17 protein-coding genes, 1 pseudogene and 1 riboswitch are annotated in these 16,386 nt (G+C 65.4%); of the genes and pseudogenes, 9 read left to right on the plus strand and 9 right to left on the minus strand.

What is annotated here, in order from left to right; all coding sequences use genetic code 11:
* Positions 1-78: 78 nt before the first annotated feature.
* The gene (rpoD, locus tag BM002_RS07350) at positions 79-2,067 is read left to right on the plus strand and encodes an RNA polymerase sigma factor RpoD (protein ID WP_092779085.1); all 1,989 of its coding nucleotides are present in this window, start codon (positions 79-81) and stop codon (positions 2,065-2,067) included.
* 148 nt (positions 2,068-2,215) lie between these two features.
* Positions 2,216-2,488, plus strand: coding sequence for an HlyU family transcriptional regulator (locus BM002_RS07355; RefSeq protein WP_092779087.1), 273 nt, complete (start codon positions 2,216-2,218; stop codon positions 2,486-2,488).
* A gap of 61 nt (positions 2,489-2,549) precedes the next feature.
* On the opposite strand, the gene BM002_RS07360 is transcribed toward BM002_RS07355, so the two are convergent.
* Together BM002_RS07360 and BM002_RS07365 are read right to left on the minus strand one after the other, a co-directional pair.
* Complete coding sequence (locus BM002_RS07360) at positions 2,550-3,449, minus strand: TylF/MycF family methyltransferase (protein ID WP_217641160.1); 900 nt, start codon at positions 3,447-3,449, stop codon at positions 2,550-2,552.
* 9 nt (positions 3,450-3,458) lie between these two features.
* A complete protein-coding gene (locus BM002_RS07365; RefSeq protein WP_092780425.1) occupies positions 3,459-3,662 on the minus strand; it encodes a dodecin family protein in 204 nt (67 codons plus the stop codon).
* Between the two features lie 134 nt (positions 3,663-3,796).
* On the opposite strand from BM002_RS07365, the gene BM002_RS07370 reads away from it, so the two are divergent.
* The 4 genes from BM002_RS07370 (at position 3,797) to ribD (ending at position 6,375) form a co-directional block, all read left to right on the plus strand.
* Complete coding sequence (locus tag BM002_RS07370) at positions 3,797-4,255, plus strand: thiol-disulfide oxidoreductase DCC family protein (protein ID WP_092779089.1); 459 nt, start codon at positions 3,797-3,799, stop codon at positions 4,253-4,255.
* Positions 4,252-4,671, plus strand: a complete 420-nt coding sequence (locus tag BM002_RS07375) for a secondary thiamine-phosphate synthase enzyme YjbQ (protein WP_092779091.1) — start codon at positions 4,252-4,254, stop codon at positions 4,669-4,671. Before BM002_RS07370 ends, BM002_RS07375 begins: the two co-directional genes overlap by 4 nt.
* Positions 4,672-4,819: 148 nt before the next feature.
* Entirely contained in the window at positions 4,820-5,284 is a 465-nt protein-coding gene (nrdR, locus tag BM002_RS07380) for a transcriptional regulator NrdR (protein ID WP_092779093.1), read from the plus strand.
* On the plus strand, positions 5,281-6,375 hold the full coding sequence (gene ribD / locus BM002_RS07385; RefSeq protein WP_245749168.1) for a bifunctional diaminohydroxyphosphoribosylaminopyrimidine deaminase/5-amino-6-(5-phosphoribosylamino)uracil reductase RibD: 1,095 nt from the start codon (positions 5,281-5,283) through the stop codon (positions 6,373-6,375). Before nrdR ends, ribD begins: the two co-directional genes overlap by 4 nt.
* Before the next feature lie 21 nt (positions 6,376-6,396).
* On the opposite strand, the gene metK is transcribed toward ribD, so the two are convergent.
* From metK to ybeY, 4 genes are all read right to left on the minus strand, one after another.
* Positions 6,397-7,581: a methionine adenosyltransferase gene (metK, locus tag BM002_RS07390; RefSeq protein ID WP_092779097.1), complete on the minus strand. Its 1,185-nt coding sequence runs from the start codon at positions 7,579-7,581 to the stop codon at positions 6,397-6,399.
* A gap of 5 nt (positions 7,582-7,586) precedes the next feature.
* Positions 7,587-7,634, minus strand: a riboswitch (SAM-SAH riboswitch).
* Between the two features lie 7 nt (positions 7,635-7,641).
* Positions 7,642-9,111 carry an apolipoprotein N-acyltransferase gene (lnt, locus tag BM002_RS07395; RefSeq protein WP_092779099.1) on the minus strand — a complete coding sequence of 490 codons (1,470 nt, stop codon included), beginning with the start codon at positions 9,109-9,111 and terminating at the stop codon, positions 7,642-7,644.
* A gap of 12 nt (positions 9,112-9,123) precedes the next feature.
* Positions 9,124-9,996 carry a hemolysin family protein gene (locus BM002_RS07400; protein WP_092779101.1) on the minus strand — a complete coding sequence of 291 codons (873 nt, stop codon included), beginning with the start codon at positions 9,994-9,996 and terminating at the stop codon, positions 9,124-9,126.
* A 37-nt stretch (positions 9,997-10,033) separates the two neighbouring features.
* Positions 10,034-10,546 carry an rRNA maturation RNase YbeY gene (gene ybeY, locus BM002_RS07405; RefSeq protein ID WP_092779103.1) on the minus strand — a complete coding sequence of 171 codons (513 nt, stop codon included), beginning with the start codon at positions 10,544-10,546 and terminating at the stop codon, positions 10,034-10,036.
* Between the two features lie 454 nt (positions 10,547-11,000).
* Here ybeY and BM002_RS19515 point away from each other — a divergent pair.
* Positions 11,001-11,705, plus strand: a pseudogene (locus BM002_RS19515) (sterol desaturase family protein).
* 9 nt (positions 11,706-11,714) lie between these two features.
* On the opposite strand, the gene BM002_RS07425 reads toward BM002_RS19515, so the two are convergent.
* The gene (locus BM002_RS07425; RefSeq protein ID WP_092779111.1) at positions 11,715-12,068 is read right to left on the minus strand and encodes a ribonuclease E inhibitor RraB; all 354 of its coding nucleotides are present in this window, start codon (positions 12,066-12,068) and stop codon (positions 11,715-11,717) included.
* A complete protein-coding gene (locus BM002_RS07430; RefSeq protein ID WP_092780428.1) occupies positions 12,065-13,018 on the minus strand; it encodes a PhoH family protein in 954 nt (317 codons plus the stop codon). The genes BM002_RS07425 and BM002_RS07430 overlap by 4 nt, the downstream gene beginning before the upstream one ends.
* A 587-nt stretch (positions 13,019-13,605) precedes the next feature.
* Here BM002_RS07430 and BM002_RS07440 point away from each other — a divergent pair.
* Positions 13,606-13,929: a hypothetical protein gene (locus BM002_RS07440; protein WP_139212306.1), complete on the plus strand. Its 324-nt coding sequence runs from the start codon at positions 13,606-13,608 to the stop codon at positions 13,927-13,929.
* Between the two features lie 61 nt (positions 13,930-13,990).
* Here the strand turns inward: BM002_RS07440 and miaB are convergent, their stop codons facing one another.
* Complete coding sequence (gene miaB, locus BM002_RS07445; RefSeq protein ID WP_092780431.1) at positions 13,991-15,325, minus strand: tRNA (N6-isopentenyl adenosine(37)-C2)-methylthiotransferase MiaB; 1,335 nt, start codon at positions 15,323-15,325, stop codon at positions 13,991-13,993.
* A 129-nt stretch (positions 15,326-15,454) separates the two neighbouring features.
* On the opposite strand from miaB, the gene BM002_RS07450 reads away from it, so the two are divergent.
* Positions 15,455-16,321, plus strand: a complete 867-nt coding sequence (locus BM002_RS07450; RefSeq protein WP_092779117.1) for a hypothetical protein — start codon at positions 15,455-15,457, stop codon at positions 16,319-16,321.
* Positions 16,322-16,386: the final 65 nt, after the last annotated feature.

Genomic DNA, 16,386 nt, shown 5'->3' on the forward strand with positions numbered 1-16,386 from the left:
GGGTGCGGCCCCCGGCGATTCGCGTTAGTGATTCGCAATCAGACCATGAAGAATCACTCCCCTGAACGGAGCGCGGCGATGGCCAAGGACACGGACGACGACCAGAAGCAGGACAATGACGGCGATCACTCGCTCGATATGAGCCAGGCTGCCGTCAAACGGATGATCGCCGAAGCGCGGACCCGGGGCTATATCACCTACGACCAGCTCAACGAAGTGCTGCCGCCCGAACAGGTGTCGTCCGAACAGATCGAAGACGTAATGTCGATGCTGTCCGAAATGGGCATCAACATCATCGAGGCCGAAGAGGCCGAGGAAGACGACGACAAGGCCACCGGCTCCACCGCGGTCGTCGACGCGTCCAAGAAGGGCGGCGATGTCGCCACGACCGAGGGCACGGCCGAAAAGCTGGACCGCACCGATGACCCCGTGCGCATGTACCTGCGCGAGATGGGATCGGTCGAACTGCTCAGCCGCGAGGGCGAGATCGCCATCGCCAAGCGGATCGAGGCCGGCCGCAACACGATGATCCTGGGCCTGTGCGAAAGCCCGCTGACCTTCCAGGCGATCACCATCTGGCGCGACGAACTTCTGTCCGAAGACATCCTTCTGCGTGACGTCATCGATCTGGAAACCACCTTCGGGGACCAGTTGGGTGAAGACGGTGAAGCGCCGGTCGTGGGCGCGACCGCCCCGGCCAACGACAACAAGGCGGACGCCAAGCCCGAGCTGGACGCCGACGGTAACCCGATCTCCAACGCCGACGACGAGGACGAGGACGAGGACGAAGGCGCGAACATGTCGCTGGCCGCGATGGAGGCCGCGCTGAAACCGCGAGTCCTCGAGACGCTGGACCGGATCGCCGACGACTACGCCCATCTGGCCGAGATGCAGGACCTTCGGATCAGCGCGACGCTGAACGAGGACGGCAGCTTTTCGTCGACCGAGGAAACCACCTATCAGACCCTGCGCTCCGAGATCGTCGAACTGGTGAATTCGCTTCACCTGCACAACAACCGGATCGAGGCCCTGATCGATCAGCTCTACGGCATCAACCGCCGCATCATGTCCATCGACAGCGGAATGGTGAAGCTGGCCGACCAGGCCCGGATCAACCGCCGCGACTTCATCGAGGAATATCGCGGTCACGAGCTTGACCCCGGCTGGGTCGACCGTATGGCCGAAAAGACCGGGCGCGGCTGGCAGGCCCTGTTCGAGCGGTCGCGCGACAAGGTCGAGGAATTGCGCGCGGACATGGCGCAGGTCGGCCAATACGTCGGCGTCGACATCAACGAATTCCGCCGCATCGTGAACCAGGTCCAGAAGGGCGAAAAGGAAGCCCGTCAGGCCAAGAAGGAAATGGTCGAGGCGAACCTGCGTCTCGTGATTTCCATCGCCAAGAAATACACCAACCGCGGCCTTCAGTTCCTGGATCTGATCCAGGAGGGCAACATCGGCCTGATGAAAGCCGTCGACAAGTTCGAGTATCGGCGCGGCTACAAGTTCTCGACCTATGCGACCTGGTGGATCCGTCAGGCGATCACCCGGTCCATCGCCGACCAGGCCCGCACGATCCGCATCCCCGTCCACATGATCGAGACCATCAACAAGCTGGTCCGGACCGGCCGCCAGATGCTGCACGAGATCGGCCGCGAACCCACGCCGGAGGAACTGGCCGCCAAGTTGCAGATGCCGCTGGAAAAGGTCCGCAAGGTGATGAAGATCGCCAAGGAGCCGATTTCGCTCGAGACGCCCATCGGCGACGAGGAAGACAGCCAGCTTGGCGACTTCATCGAGGACAAGAATGCCGTCCTGCCGCTGGATTCCGCCATTCAGGAGAACCTGAAGGAAACCACGACCCGCGTTCTGGCCTCGCTCACCCCGCGCGAGGAACGCGTGCTGCGCATGCGCTTCGGCATCGGAATGAACACCGACCACACGCTGGAAGAAGTCGGCCAGCAGTTCTCGGTGACCCGCGAACGCATCCGTCAGATCGAAGCGAAGGCGCTGCGCAAGCTCAAACACCCGAGCCGGTCTCGCAAGCTGCGGTCGTTCCTCGACCAATAGGCGCAGGTCCCGGGACGCGCGTTCTGATCCACTCAAAAGGGCTCGACCAAAGCGGACGAGCCCTTTTTCGTCGAACCGGGTCGCGCCGCCGCTCCCTTGCCGTCGAGCGCCAGTCCGCTACCCTGTCGCCCAACAGAGAGGATCGCCCATGGATTTCCTGAAGAAACTCTTCGGCGGGCTCGGCCCTGCCGCCGCACCCCCCGAGACGCCCGCGACAGAGACCTACAACGGCTTCACCATAAGCGCCGCCCCGATGGACGCGGGCGGCGAATTCCGGATTGCCGCCACCATCGAAAAGGACGGCAAGGTCCACAACCTGATCCGCGCCGACACGCTGCGCGACCGCACCGCCGCGACCGAGGCATCGATGGCCAAGGCCCGGCAGGTAATCGACGAACAGGGCGACCGCCTCTTCGGCTGACCTTCTCTGCTTTCGAAATACTCCACGGGGGGTCCGGGGGTGTGAAACCCCCGGCCCGCCCTCAGGTCTTGCGCCAGAATTTGGAGATGTTGTCGATGGTTTCCAGCGGGTCCGTGATCCCACGGGCCGTCCGAAAGTCTTCAACGGCCTTCGCGCAGGGCGCCAAAGCATAATCGTCGATGATACAAAAGCCACCGACACTCAACTTGTCGTAGAGCGATTCCAGCGCCTGGATCGTGGAGCTGTACATATCCCCGTCGAGCCGCAGAATGGCCAGCTGATCGATCGGCGCATCGGGCAAGGTGTCCTCGAAAAAGCCCTTCAAGAACACCACCTGCTCGTCGAGCAGGCCATAGCGGCGGAAATTCTCGCGCACCTGCTCCTCGGAGACGGCGAGAAAACCGTATCGATGATGCTTGTCACCTGCGTCTGCGGGGTATTTTCCCTCTTCCGGCGGGGGCAATCCCTCGAAACTGTCGGCAACGAAGACGCGGCGGTCGGTGACGTCATGCGCCTTCAAGATGCCGCGCATCAGGATGCAGGAGCCACCGCGCCACACGCCGGTCTCGATGAAATCGCCGGGCACGCCCTCTGCGATGACGGTCCGGACGCAGGCATCGATGTTGTCGAGCCGTTTCATCCCGACCATCGTATCGGCATAGCCAGGCCAGGCTTCGCCCCCCTCGCGCGCCTCGGCCGACAGCCGACGATCGATCCCGATCACGAGGCCGCGGCCCGCGAAGATCTTCGTCACGCCTGCGATCACTGCTTCGGCTAATGGTCCCTTGCGCCGCCGGAAGGCACCATATGGCGCGGGCGGCTCGGGCCAGAGCGAGAAGGAGAGCGTCTTCTTGAGGAGCGAGATGTAGAGATCCGTCGACGTCTCCATGGGGTATCCTTCGCGGCTGCTGTCGAAGGCCCAAGTATTGGGAATGGGCGCGACTGTCAAAGCGGCGCCCATGCCACGGGGTCAATCCTCCAGAATGAAGGTCACCATCATGTTGACCTGATAGTGGTCGACCTTGCCGTCCTTCACGCGGACGTATTGCTCCTTGACCCAGGCGCTGGTCACGTTGCGCAGGGTGTCGTTGGCGCGCTTGATCCCTTCGGCGACGGCGTCGTCGAAACTGGTGGTCGAGGTTGCGGAAATCTCGGTAACGCGGGCTACGGACATGATGTTCTCCCTTTGCATTGAACAGGGCAAGCCTGCGCGGTCGGGCCAAGGGGGTCAATTGCGCAGCCGCAGCATGAGCGGACTGCGACAGTCGCGTCCCTTGGCGGCGGCCGCGACGCAGGGTAGGTCGAGGCATGCGATACCTGCATGATCTTTCGCCGTCGACGCGGGCGGCCCTGGGCGACCGGGACGTCATTGTCTTCGACGGTGTCTGCGTGCTCTGTTCGGGATTCTTCCGCTTCGTCCTGCGCCATGACCGGGCAGAACGCTTCCACTTCGTCACGGCCCAGTCGGATTTGGGTCAGGCGATGTACCGCGACCTTGACCTGCCGACAGATGATTTCGAGACGAACCTTGTCATCACCGATGGCCGGATTCACGAGAGGCTCGACGCCTTTGCCGCCGCCATGCGCGCCCTTGGCGGGATCTGGTCGGTGGCGGGTCTGGTGCGGGGTCTGCCCGCCTGGGCCAAGGATCCGGTCTATCACCTGATCGCGCGCAACCGCTATCGCATCTTCGGGCGCACGGAGACCTGCCTGCTGCCCGCGCCCGGCGTCCGCGCGCGGTTTCTCGACCTGGACCGCGCGGCGTGACGCAGACGGTCTTCACCATCCAGACTCGTGGCCCCGGCCTGACGGAGTTCACCGATCAGGTGGCGGCGTGGCTGCCGCCGAAGTCGGGGCTTCTGACGCTGTTCATCCGCCACACCTCCGCCAGCCTTCTGATCCAGGAGAACGCCGACCCCGAGGTGCGCACCGACCTTACGGCCTTCCTGCACCGGCTTGTCCCGCCGACGACAGACCCGTCGATGCGCTATCTGACGCATACCTACGAGGGGCCCGACGACATGCCCGGTCACATCAAGGCAATGCTGCTGCCGACGTCACTGCAGATCCCGGTGACGGCGGGCCGCATGGCCCTGGGCACATGGCAAGGGCTCTATGTGGTCGAGCATCGCGACCGCCCCCATAGCCGAGAGGTGGTGGCGCATCTGGCCGCCGACGGCTGAACTGCGGCACGGATGCGATGCGGGCAAAGGTTAATCGCCCCCGATGCCCCGCCCCCCTTGCCACACCAGTTCTGGGGCGGCACAGTGACCGCGCACCAAGGACTGGACCTTGCCGCCAGATGGCGGGTCCACAGCCCGGAGAGACCACATGCGCTGCCCCTTCTGCGGAAATGTCGATACGCAGGTTAAAGATTCCCGCCCCGCCGAAGACCATGTCGCCATCCGCAGGCGCCGGTTCTGTCCGTCCTGCGGCGGGCGGTTCACGACCTATGAACGGGTGCAGCTGCGCGACCTCGTGGTTATCAAGACCAACGGCAAGCGCGAGGAATTCGACCGCGACAAGCTTGAACGGTCCATCCGCATCTCGATGCAGAAGCGCCCGATCGAGCCGGAGCGGATCGATCAAATGATCTCGGGCATCGTCCGTCGGCTGGAGTCCATGGGCGAGACCGACATCCCCTCCAAGCAGATCGGCGAGATCGTGATGGAAAGCCTGGCCCGGATCGACACCGTGGCCTACGTCCGCTTTGCCAGCGTCTACAAGAACTTCCAGGCGGCCGACGATTTCGAGGATTTCGTCCACGAGTTGCGGCCCCCCACCCCCGACTCGTGACTCCCCCTGATCCGCGCTTCATGGCGGCGGCCCTTGGGCTGGCCGCCCGTGGTCTGGGGCGCGTCTGGCCGAACCCTGCTGTTGGCTGCGTCATCGAACGGGACGGCATCGTTCTGGGGCGCGGACGCACCGCCAATGGCGGACGGCCCCATGCCGAAACGCTGGCGCTGGCCCAGGCCGGCACCGCCGCGCGGGGGGCGACGGCCTATGTCACGCTGGAACCCTGCGCCCACCACGGGCTGACGCCGCCTTGCGCCGACGCTCTGGTCGCCGCGGGTCTGGCGCGGGTCGTGATCGCCCGGCGCGACCCCGATCCCAGGGTCGACGGCGGCGGCATCGCGCTGTTGCGCGCCGCCGGGGTCGACGTGGTCGAGGGGGTTCTGGCCGACCGGGCCACCGAGCTTCAGGCGGGGTTCATCAGCCGGGTGACACGGGGCCGCCCGCTGGTCACGCTGAAGCTGGCCACGACGCTGGACGGCCGGATCGCCACCGCCAGCGGCGAAAGCCAATGGATCACCGGCCCTGCCGCGCGCACCCATGTCCACGCCATGCGCGCAATCCACGACGCCATTCTGGTGGGCGCGGGCACCGCGCGCGCGGATGACCCCAGTCTCACCGTGCGGGGCATGGGGGACGTGCCGCAACCCGTGCGGATCACGATCTCGCGCCATTTGAACCTGCCGCTCGACAGCAATCTGACGCGGGGCGGCGGCGGGCCAGTCTGGATGCTTCATGCGGAGGGTACGTCGCAGGCGGCCTGCGATGCGATGAGTGCGCGCGGCGTTGCGCTCGTGCCCTGCCCCACCGGCCCGGGTGGCCAGGTTGACCTGGCCGAGGCCTTGCAGATTCTTGGTCAGCGCGGACTTACGCGACTTTATTGCGAGGGGGGCGGCACGCTTGCCGCGGCGCTTCTGTCGGCGGCTCTGGTGGACCGCCTCGATTGCTATACCGCCGGGGCGGCAATCGGCGCCGAAGGCACGCCAAGCCTTGGGGCCATGGGCCTGGCCGCGTTGGCCGAGGCGCCGCGCCTCAGGCTGGTGGACATCCGGACCCTTGGCCCGGACATCCTGCACCGATGGGCGGCGGACTGACGCCCGCCGACCCGGGTCGCGTCAGACTTCGGCGGCGATCTTGTCGGCCAGGTCGGTGCGTTCCCAGCTGAACCCACCGTCCTCGTCCGGTGCACGACCGAAATGGCCATAGGCCGCCGTGCGCTGATAGATCGGCTTGTTGAGGCCCAGATGCGTGCGGATGCCGCGCGGCGTCAGGTCCATCACCCGGTCCAGCGCGCGTTCGATGGCCGAGGCCTTGACCTCGCCCGTCCCGTGGGTGTCCACATAGATCGACAGCGGCTTGGCCACGCCGATGGCATAGGACAATTGCAGGGTGCAGCGCGACGCGAGGCCGGCCGCCACGACGTTCTTGGCCAGGTAGCGCGCGGCATAGGCCGCCGAGCGGTCCACCTTGGTCGGATCCTTGCCCGAGAAAGCACCGCCACCATGCGGGGCCGCGCCGCCATAGGTGTCGACGATGATCTTGCGCCCGGTCAGGCCCGCGTCGCCATCAGGGCCACCGATGACGAACTTGCCGGTCGGATTGACGTGCCAGACTGTGTTGGCGGACAGCCAGCCATCGGGCAGGACCTCGGTGATATAGGGTTCGACCACGGCGCGGACATCGGCGCTGGTCATGGCCTCGTCCAGATGCTGCGTCGAGAGGACGATCGACGACACGCCAACGGGCCGTCCGTCTTCATAGGTCACGGTCAGCTGCGACTTGGCGTCCGGGCCGAGCGTCGGTTCGGTGCCGTTCTTGCGCACTTCGGCCAGACGGCGAAGGATTGCGTGGGCATATTGGATGGGCGCGGGCATCAGCGCCTCGGTCTCGGTGCAGGCATAGCCGAACATGATGCCCTGATCGCCGGCCCCCTCTTCCTTTTCGTTGGACGCGTTCACGCCCTGGGCGATATGGGCCGATTGTTCGTGCAGAAGGTTCGTGATCTCGACCGTCTCGTGGTGGAACTTGTCCTGCTCATAGCCGATGTCGCGGATGCACTCGCGGGCGATCTGGTCGATCTTGCCCATGTAATCCTTGAGCTTGTCCTGATCGGAGAGGCCGACTTCGCCCCCGATGACGACGCGGTTGGTGGTGGCGAAGGTTTCGGCGGCGACCCGGGCCTCGGGCTCTTCGGAAAGGAAGGCGTCGAGAACGGCGTCCGAAATGCGGTCACAGACCTTGTCGGGATGGCCTTCGGACACGGACTCCGACGTGAAGGAATAGGTCTTGCGATTGCTCATGGGGATGCTCCGATGTGATATGTCCCGCCGTCAGGAAGCCGTTGGCGAGGTTGGCCTTGGCTAGGGGGCTTTTGGGGTGGGTTCAACCACAATCGCGCGGTGCCGCCACGACAGGGCGATCCCGAGCAGCAGCAGGACAATCAGCGCCGCCCAGTCCCCGGTTTTCTGGTAGAGGGGTGCGGCCAGCGCGGGCGGCAGGGCCGCGTCCAGATGTCCGTGAACGCCCATCGGTAGGGATTGCAGCACCTGCCCCCGCGCGTCGATCACCGCCGATATTCCGGTGTTCGCCGCACGCATTAGCGGCAACCCGCTTTCGGCCGCACGCAGGCGGGCGAGGGCAAGATGCTGCTGCGGCCCGATGCCGGTCCCGAACCAGGCGTCGTTCGTCAGATGCAGGATGACCCGGGGCCGGTCGGTGGCGCGCAGCAATTGCGGAAAGATCGCCTCGTAACAGATGAGCGGCAGGACCGGACCGATCCCGGGCATGTCGAGCAGGACGGGGCCGTCGCCGGGTTGATAGCCACCGGCAAGCTGCGCGGAAAGCGGCCCCAGGCCCACGGCGTCGAAGAACGCGGGAAAGGGCAGGAATTCCCCGAAAGGCACCAGGCGATGCTTGTCATAGATCGCCGCCACCTCGCCCGCGTCACCCGTCAGCAGGACAGAGGTATTGCGCGGGCGGCGGTCGTCGCCATAGCGCTGCGCCCCGATCAGGACGGGCACGCCCCCGGCGGCGGACGACAGGATCGGGCGCAGATCGTCGGCATAGCGCAGCAGCTCCGGCAGGGCCGTCTCGGGCCAGAGCACAGCGGCGGGGTCGGGACCCGTGGGAGCGGCAGCCGTCTCTGCCAGTCCTTGCCGCCAGAAGGTCCCCATCCACGCGGCGTCCCATTTCAGGTGCTGCGGTGCATTGGGTTGGATCAGGCGGATCACCGGCGCGTCGGCAGCGGCCTGCGGCGCGGGCGACAACGACAGGCCAAGGCCGAAGGGCACGGCCCAGAGGGCGACGCCCAAAGCCACGACCGCCGGACGCCGCGACGCGATCAGCCCCGCGCCCAGAAGGACGGCAAGGCCAAGGCCATGCGCGCCGATCAGACTGGCGGCGGGCAAGGCGGGGGAGGCGATCAGGATGTGACCCGGCAAGGCCCAGGGAAAGCCCGACAGGATGTAGGAACGGAGAAGTTCGCCCCCGGCGATGGCCACCGCAATGCCGACCGCGCCGCCAAGCCAGCGTCGACCGGCCCATGCGGCTACGGCCCAGAACAGCCCGAAGCCGAAGGCCACCCCGGCCAGCGCAATCGGCGCAAGCCAGGCGGTCACGGCGGCATCGATCAGGAACGGTTCGGTGATCCAGATGAGGGCCAGGCCGAAATGCGCCGCCCCGAACGCCATGCCTGCCCGGAAGGGTCGCGGGCTGCGCGCCAAGGCATCCAGCCCCACGACCCAGGCCACCAAGGCAAGCGGCCAAAGGCCCCAGGGCGCCTGCCCAAGGGCCACCAGACCGCCGGCCAGCGGCGGCACAAGAAGGCGCAAGGCTCGCAAGGATCAGGCCGCTTGCGGCATCCGCAGGCGCAGACGTTTGATCCGGCGCGGATCCGCGTCGACGACTTCGATCTCGGCCCCCGAGGGATGGGGGATCACCTCGCCACGCTCGGGCACGCGCCCGGCCAGCATGAAGACCAGACCGCCCAGGGTGTCGATCTCTTCCTCGTCCTCGGCCTCGACCAGGCGGAAGCCGATCTCCTGCTGGAAATCGTCAATCGGGGTGCGGGCAAGGGCCAGATAGCAGCCGGTTTTTTCCTGCCGCCAGAACTTGCCCTCTTCCTGATCGTGCTCGTCCGCGATTTCGCCGATGACCTGTTCGATCAGGTCTTCGAGCGTCACCAGACCGTCGACCCCGCCGTATTCGTCGATGACCAGCGCCATGTGGATCCGCTGCGTCTGCATCTTGGTGAGCAGCACGCCGATGGGCATCGACGGCGGCGCATAGATGAGCTTGCGCAGGAGCGGCAAGATCTCGAACGGTTTGTCGCGGTCGCCGTTGAACCCGTGGTTCAGGGCCAAGTCCTTGAGGTGGATCATGCCAAGCGGCGCGTCCAGCGTCCCCTCGAACACCGGCAGGCGCGAGTTGCCGCTTTCGCGGAACCGCTGCACCAGATCGGGCAGCGAGATGTCACTTGGCACGGCCACGACTTCGGCGCGCGGGATCAGCACGTCGTCCAGCCGCTTGAGCCGCAGGTTGAGGAGACCGGGCATCGACGTGGCCAGAGGCGCATCGTCGGTCGTGGGTTCGGTATCGGGCATGAACCCACCGAAAACCCGGGAGAAGAATCCGGGACGCGGCCCTATGCCTGCGTCCGAAAAGCTGTTTTCGTCCGGCGCGCGTTGCGCGGCCGTAGACGATCCGTCGTTGTCCATCGGACCCGGGGGCCCTCCTATCGCTATGTCGGTTGTGTCAGGCCGAACCCGACCCTTCGTCCATAGCAGATAGGTAGGGGTCCGAAAATCCCAAAGCCGTGACAATGCGAACTTCAAGCGCTTCCATGCGCATGGCCTCCTCTTCGTCGATATGATCGTGCCCCAAAAGGTGCAGCGTCGCATGCACCAGAAGGTGAATCACATGGGCGTCGAAGGGCTTGCCCTGCTCTGCCGCCTCGCGGGCGCAGGTGTCGAAGGCGATGGCGATATCGCCCAGTTCGGTGTCGTCCGGCGGGGTGTCCGGGTCACGCTCCTCCGAGGGCCAGGACAGGACGTTCGTCGGCTGCGGCTTGCCCCGGAAATCGGCGTTCAGCGTGGCGATGCGGGCATCGTCGCAGCCCAGAACCGCCACTTCCAACGACCCCGTCAGCCCCGAGGCCACCAGCGCCGCAGGCACAGCAACCTGAGCCAGTCTTTCCAGATCGGACCAGCGCGCGTCCTCGACGATGACGTCAACGTCGTAAGGGTGGGATTGGTCGGAGTCGGGCATGGGGTTTGGGCCAACGCAGAGGAACCTCGCTCAGGTGCCCCTGCCGGATGCCCGCGTCAAGAGCCCCGTCAAAACCGGCGCGAACAGGGGGATTTCCGGCGAAACCGCCGTCATGTTGCCCATTCCTGGGGCAGGAGGTCGGGACGCAAGCGCGAGGATTGGCACGATGGATTGGCTCGCCAGCATTGTTTTCAACGTCTAGCAAACGTTCCTCGTGAAGTTTCTGCTCTCCCCCGTCCATGTCCTGCCCAGCCTGGTGATCGCTATCGGCGTCTGGGTCTGGCGGGGCAAACCGGATGGGGTTCTGCGCTTTATCTTCCCCAAGGAACTCTACCTGCATCCCTCCACGCTGGTGGACATCAAACTGGCGCTGTTCAACTTGCTCGTCTTCGCCACCGGCCTATTCGATGCGCTCTTCTTCGCGCCCTTCGTGACAATCGCGGCGCTCGACATGATGACCAACCTCGCGGGCGGGCAGATGACGGATGAAACGGGTCTCTGGCGCGGGGTGCTGGCAGCAGCGCTCCTGTTTCCGACGCAGGATTTCTGCCGCTTCTGGAACCATTATCTCCACCATGAGACGCGGGTCCTCTGGCCGTTTCACGCCGTACACCCTTCGGCCGAAGTGATGACGCCCATCACTGTCCTGCGCGCACACCCCGCCTATTCCAGTCTGCAGGCATTTCTGATTTCGGCGCTGGTCGGGTTGATGCAGGCGATTGTCCTCATTGTCCTTGGTGGTCGTATCGAACCTTGGGTGGTCTACGCGGTGGCGGGCGCGTTCAATACCTACGTCTTCTTTAACGGGCATCTGCGGCACAGTCACATCTGACTCAGCTATGGGCGGGTCATGGAGCATATCCTGATTTCCCCGGCGCAACATCAGCTCCACCACTCCTCGGACCCGCGCCATCATGACAAGAACTACGGCGAAGTCTTCGCGATCTGGGACTTGATGTTCGGGACGCTTTTCGTGCCCGATGGGCCGGAAAAGCTGACCTTCGGAATTGCGGATGGCGATGGCGTGCGGATCGAGCAGCCCCCTGTGGGCCTCAAATCCGCAATCATCGGCCCCTTTGTCGAGGTTTGGGAAGAGCTGATGTCCGGGACGTCCCGTGACCCGGCCTTGCGAGAGACCAAGCGCGACGTGGACGCCTGAAACAGCGGCTCATTCCACCATGAACCCCCAGCCGTCGGGCAACCAGCCGAACCGCAGTGCCGCCTCGGTGCAGCGCCGTTCGACCGCGTGGATCGCGTCGGGGTTCAGCGGCATGGTCGCGGTCTGCACCTCGATCGTTTCCGCGTTGTCCTCGTCGTCGGGATCGGCGTCCTCGTCGGGGGGGTAATGCTCCACCTCGAAGCCGTTGTCTTCGAGCCAGCCCATGAATTCCACGGCGTCTGCGTTCGTGCCGGGGATGAATTGCAGGTCCACGCGCGCCTCGGCCGGCAGCTCGTGCGCCAACGACAGCTCTTCCCAGATCGCCTCGGTCCGCGCCTTCTGGGCCTCGAAATCGAAGGTCACGGTTTGCGCTCCGTCAGGCGCGCGGCCTCGCGGCGGGCGTCGTCCGCCTCGTAGGCAGTGATGATCTTGGCGACCAGCGGATGGCGGACCACATCGGTCGCCGTGAAATAGTTGAAGCTGATCCCGTCCACCCCGTGCAGGATATGCTCTGCGTCGCGCAGACCCGAATGCACACCGCGCGGCAGGTCCACCTGGCTGCGGTCGCCGGTGATGGCCATGCGGCTGCCGCGTCCCAGACGGGTCAGAAACATCTTCATCTGCATCGTGGTGGCGTTCTGCGCCTCGTCCAGGATGACGAAGGCGTTGGACAGGGTCCGACCCCGCATGAAGGCCAGTGGTGCGATTTCGACGCGCTTCTCCTCGCGCAGCTTGGCCAGCTGCTTGCCCGGCAGGAAATCGTTGAGCGCATCGTAAAGCGGCTGCATGTAGGGGTCGATCTTGTCGTCCTGCGTGCCCGGCAGGAAGCCCAGCTTTTCGCCCGCCTCGACCGCGGGCCGCGTCAGGATGATGCGGTCCACGTCGCCCGAGATGAACTTGGACACCGCCACGGCGACGGCGATATAGGTCTTGCCCGTGCCCGCAGGCCCGATGCCGAAGGTCAGCTCGTTCTCCAGAAGTGCGCGGGTATAGGCCTTCTGCGCCTCGGTCCGGGGTTCCATCGTTTTCTTGCGGGTGCGGATTTCCAGGGCGGGACCGGGGAACATTTCGGTCTGGTCGCCCGATTGCGCATCGCCGCCGTCGTCGCGCAGGCGGATCAGCGCGTCGATGGCGGCCATGTCCACCTGCTTGCCCGCCTCGAGCCGCGCATAGAGGGCGCCCAGAACGCGCTCGGCCTCGGCCACCGCTTCGCCATGCACCATGAGCGCGTTGCCCCGGTGCACGATCTGGACCCCCATGAGTTGCTCGATCTGCGCCAGATGCGCTCCGTTGGGGCCGACGAGGTCGATCATCAGGCGGTTGTCGGGAAAGTCGAGCTGGACGGCGATCGTTGCCCCGTCGGCGATGTCGGTATTGGGCGAAATGGGCAATCAGGCCTCCTGCGGGCGGGATGGGGTCACGTTGGCCCGAAGCGACAGGCCCTGCAACCCAAATGGGGCTGACGGTCCGACAGTCACGTGGATTTGCCGCCATGCGCAATCGCTTGGCCCGGGTTCAGAGAATCATCTGGTCAGAGCCGCTGCAAAATGTGGCAAAGGCCGACGCGGTGTGCGCCACAAATGCCACAAATCATTCCCGCGAAATGGTCGCATCCCGTTTTCCGGCCAACAACGTGGCCACCCGGCAGGGCCCCGCGACGAAAACGCACCATTAATAGAGGTTAACAAAACGATAACACACTAGATCTTGTGGTTCCGGACCCACCCGCAACAATGCACCGCGCCACGATCAATCGTTTCCAAACACGGGAATATCAACGACATAGACTTCACATCGGCGCATCTGACGCTACGATATATCGAGAACGATCATCGTTTTTGACGGGTGTTGTTCCGTTCCTCTGCCGGGGACACGACATCCATTTCTGTAGGGGGAAATTATGAAGTCTATTGTGTACGCCGCAATCACGGCCACGGTGGCCGCGCTGGCCACAACCGCCGCCACTGCCGACCATCGCATCCATCCCGCCGCCCAGCCGATCACCATCACGGTCAGCTGCGCGCGCTACATCAGCAAGCAGGTCATCTGGGATCGCCCGATGCCCATCTTCCTCGATGGTCTGATCACGGCGGGCTACACGCCCGAACGCGCCGAGAGCATTGGCAACCGGATCTGCCGCGACGAGGCCTTTGTCGGCAACATGGAGGGCGCCGGCGCGCGGATGCAGCAATACCTGCGCGACAACCCGCCCGCCCGTCGCTGACCGACCGGCCGAAGCCAACAGGAACGCCGCCCCGACCGGGCGGCGTTTTTCGTCTGTGACCTCAGACCAGCACGCCTTCGAGGGAATTGGTCTTGGCAGTGATGATGCGCACCCGCGCCACCTGCCCCAGCAAGGCATCCGGCGCCTCGGCATGAACGGCCTGAAGATAGTCTGACTTGCCGATCAACTGCCCGGGCTTGCGGCCCGCCTTCTCGAACAGGACAGTCGTCTCGCGACCGACCATGGCGTCCTGCGTGGCGTGCTGTTGCGCGGTGATGAGGGCCTGCAGGCGGTGCAGCCGCGCGACGGCGACGTCCTGCGGCACGTCCTCGCGCTCGGCGGCGGGCGTGCCCGGACGGGCGGAGTAACGGAAGGAATAGGCGGCCGCATAGCCGGTGTCGCGCACGATCTGCATCGTCGCCTCGAAGTCTTCCTCCGTCTCGCCGGGGAAGCCGACAATGAAATCCCCGGACAGCGCGAGGTCGGGCCGCACGGCGCGCAGTCGCCCGATAATGTCGAGGTAGCTGGCCGCCGTATGCTTGCGGTTCATTGCCTTCAGAATTCGGTCGCTGCCCGATTGGACCGGCAGATGCAGATAGGGCATCAGCTTGGCACAGTCGCCATGGGCCGCGATCAGGTCATCGGTCATGTCGTTCGGGTGGCTGGTCGTAAAGCGGATGCGGGCCAGCCCGTCCATGTCGTTGAGCGCCCAGATCAGATCGGCCAGCGACCAGGTCCGCCCGTCCGGTCCGACCCCGTGATAGGCGTTGACGTTCTGCCCAAGCAGCGTGATTTCCCGCACCCCGCGATCGACCAGAGCCCGCGCCTCGGCCAGAAGGCGGTCGACCGGGCGGCTGACCTCTGCCCCGCGGGTATAGGGCACGACGCAGAAGGCGCAGAACTTGTCGCAGCCCTCCTGCACCGTCAGAAAGGCCGTGGGCCGGGCGGCGCTGCGCAACTTGGGCAGGTGGTCGAACTTGTCCTCCTCGGGCATGTCCGTATCCAGCGCCTTTTCCCCCGCATTCACCCGCGCCATCATCGCCGGCAGCCGGTGATAGGTCTGCGGCCCGACGACCAGATCCACGAGCGGTTGCCGGGCCATGATCTCGGCCCCTTCGGCCTGCGCCACGCAGCCCGCGACCCCGACCTTCAGGTCCGGCTTGGCATCGCGTAGGGGTTTCAGGCGACCCAGGTCGGAATAGACCTTCTCGGCCGCTTTCTCCCGGATGTGGCAGGTGTTGAGGAGGATCAGATCGGCCTCTTCGGGGCTGTCGGTCATCTCATAGCCCGCATCCCCCAGTGCCTCGGACGACAGCGCCTCGGCCATGCGTTCGCTGTCATAGACATTCATCTGACAGCCGTAGGTCTTGATGTGCAGCTTCTTCGGCGTGGTCATGGCCTGCCCCCCGGGGTCGATCTGAGTTGCGCCCATACCGCAGCGCCGCTGCGCAGGCAACGCGGGCCCGCTGTTGCGACGGTCGCCGCTTTGAGGGAAGGTGCGGCGCAGGCAGGCGATGGGCGGCACATGGACTTCACCTCACCAGAGGATCTGACGGCGCGGGCGGGACGTCTGGGGGCGGCCCCGACGCTGATGATCCTCTGCGAGGATGATTGCGAGGTGGAGGGAACCTTGCGCCACCACATCGACGCAGGATTCGGCAGCATCGTGCTGGCCGTGCCGCCGGGTGTGATTGTGCCGGGCACCCTGCCTGAGGGTGTTCACCGCCTGACGCTGGACAAGCGGCCAGAAGATATGGCCACGACCTGCGTCAACGCGCTGATCGCGGCGCGGCCGGCGGGGGCCTGGACGGGCTATGCCTACAACGCCGAATACCTGTTCCATCCCTTCGCCGAGACGCGCCGCATCGGCGAGGCGCTGTCCTTCTGCACCGAGGAGCGGCGCGACGCGATCCTGACCTTTGTCGTCGACCTCTACTCCGAGGAACTTCTGGCCGGCACGAACGGCGTCGACCCGGACCGCGCCTGGATGGACGAGGCGGGCTATTTCGCATTGGCAAGGTGGGACGAGACGGAGGGCGAGGCGCTGGACCGCCAGCTCGATTTCTTCGGCGGCCTGCGCTGGCGGTTCGAGGAGCATATCCCCTGGACCCGCCGCCGCATCGACCGCGTGGCCCTGTTCCGTGCCAAGCCGGGCCTGCGTCTGTTGCCCGACCACCGCCTGTCGGAGGAGGAGATGAACACCTACGCCTGCCCCTGGCATCATTCGCTGACCGCCTGCCTCGCGTCGTTCCGCGCCGCCAAGGCGCTGGCGACCAACCCGGGCAGCCGAGCGGCAATCAAGGGCTTCAAATGGGACGGCTCCATCCCCTTCGAATGGCGGTCGCAGCAATTGATGGACCTCGGGTTGATGGAACCCGGGCAATGGTTCTGAGGGAAGCCTCAGTCTCTGGAACGGGCGGGCGGACGGAGATTCTGTGAGGGCCGCGCATCACCTCG

This window comes from Jannaschia pohangensis (assembly GCF_900113875.1).
In the GTDB taxonomy this organism is placed as follows: domain Bacteria; phylum Pseudomonadota; class Alphaproteobacteria; order Rhodobacterales; family Rhodobacteraceae; genus Jannaschia; species Jannaschia pohangensis.

What these genes read in the sequence shown, in the direction of transcription:
- BM002_RS07440 (WP_139212306.1), top strand. Translation starts at nt 13,606, where the DNA reads ATGAAGTCTATTGTGTACGCCGCAATCACGGCCACGGTGGCCGCGCTG.
- BM002_RS07370 (WP_092779089.1), top strand. Translation starts at nt 3,797, where the DNA reads ATGCGATACCTGCATGATCTTTCGCCGTCGACGCGGGCGGCCCTGGGC.
- nrdR (WP_092779093.1), top strand. Translation starts at nt 4,820, where the DNA reads ATGCGCTGCCCCTTCTGCGGAAATGTCGATACGCAGGTTAAAGATTCC.
- metK (WP_092779097.1), bottom strand. Translation starts at nt 7,581, where the DNA reads ATGAGCAATCGCAAGACCTATTCCTTCACGTCGGAGTCCGTGTCCGAA.
- miaB (WP_092780431.1), bottom strand. Translation starts at nt 15,325, where the DNA reads ATGACCACGCCGAAGAAGCTGCACATCAAGACCTACGGCTGTCAGATG.
- BM002_RS07430 (WP_092780428.1), bottom strand. Translation starts at nt 13,018, where the DNA reads ATGATCGACCTCGTCGGCCCCAACGGAGCGCATCTGGCGCAGATCGAG.
- BM002_RS07365 (WP_092780425.1), bottom strand. Translation starts at nt 3,662, where the DNA reads ATGTCCGTAGCCCGCGTTACCGAGATTTCCGCAACCTCGACCACCAGT.
- rpoD (WP_092779085.1), top strand. Translation starts at nt 79, where the DNA reads ATGGCCAAGGACACGGACGACGACCAGAAGCAGGACAATGACGGCGAT.
- BM002_RS07360 (WP_217641160.1), bottom strand. Translation starts at nt 3,449, where the DNA reads ATGGGCGCCGCTTTGACAGTCGCGCCCATTCCCAATACTTGGGCCTTC.
- BM002_RS07355 (WP_092779087.1), top strand. Translation starts at nt 2,216, where the DNA reads ATGGATTTCCTGAAGAAACTCTTCGGCGGGCTCGGCCCTGCCGCCGCA.
- BM002_RS07400 (WP_092779101.1), bottom strand. Translation starts at nt 9,996, where the DNA reads ATGGACAACGACGGATCGTCTACGGCCGCGCAACGCGCGCCGGACGAA.
- ybeY (WP_092779103.1), bottom strand. Translation starts at nt 10,546, where the DNA reads ATGCCCGACTCCGACCAATCCCACCCTTACGACGTTGACGTCATCGTC.
- BM002_RS07450 (WP_092779117.1), top strand. Translation starts at nt 15,455, where the DNA reads ATGGACTTCACCTCACCAGAGGATCTGACGGCGCGGGCGGGACGTCTG.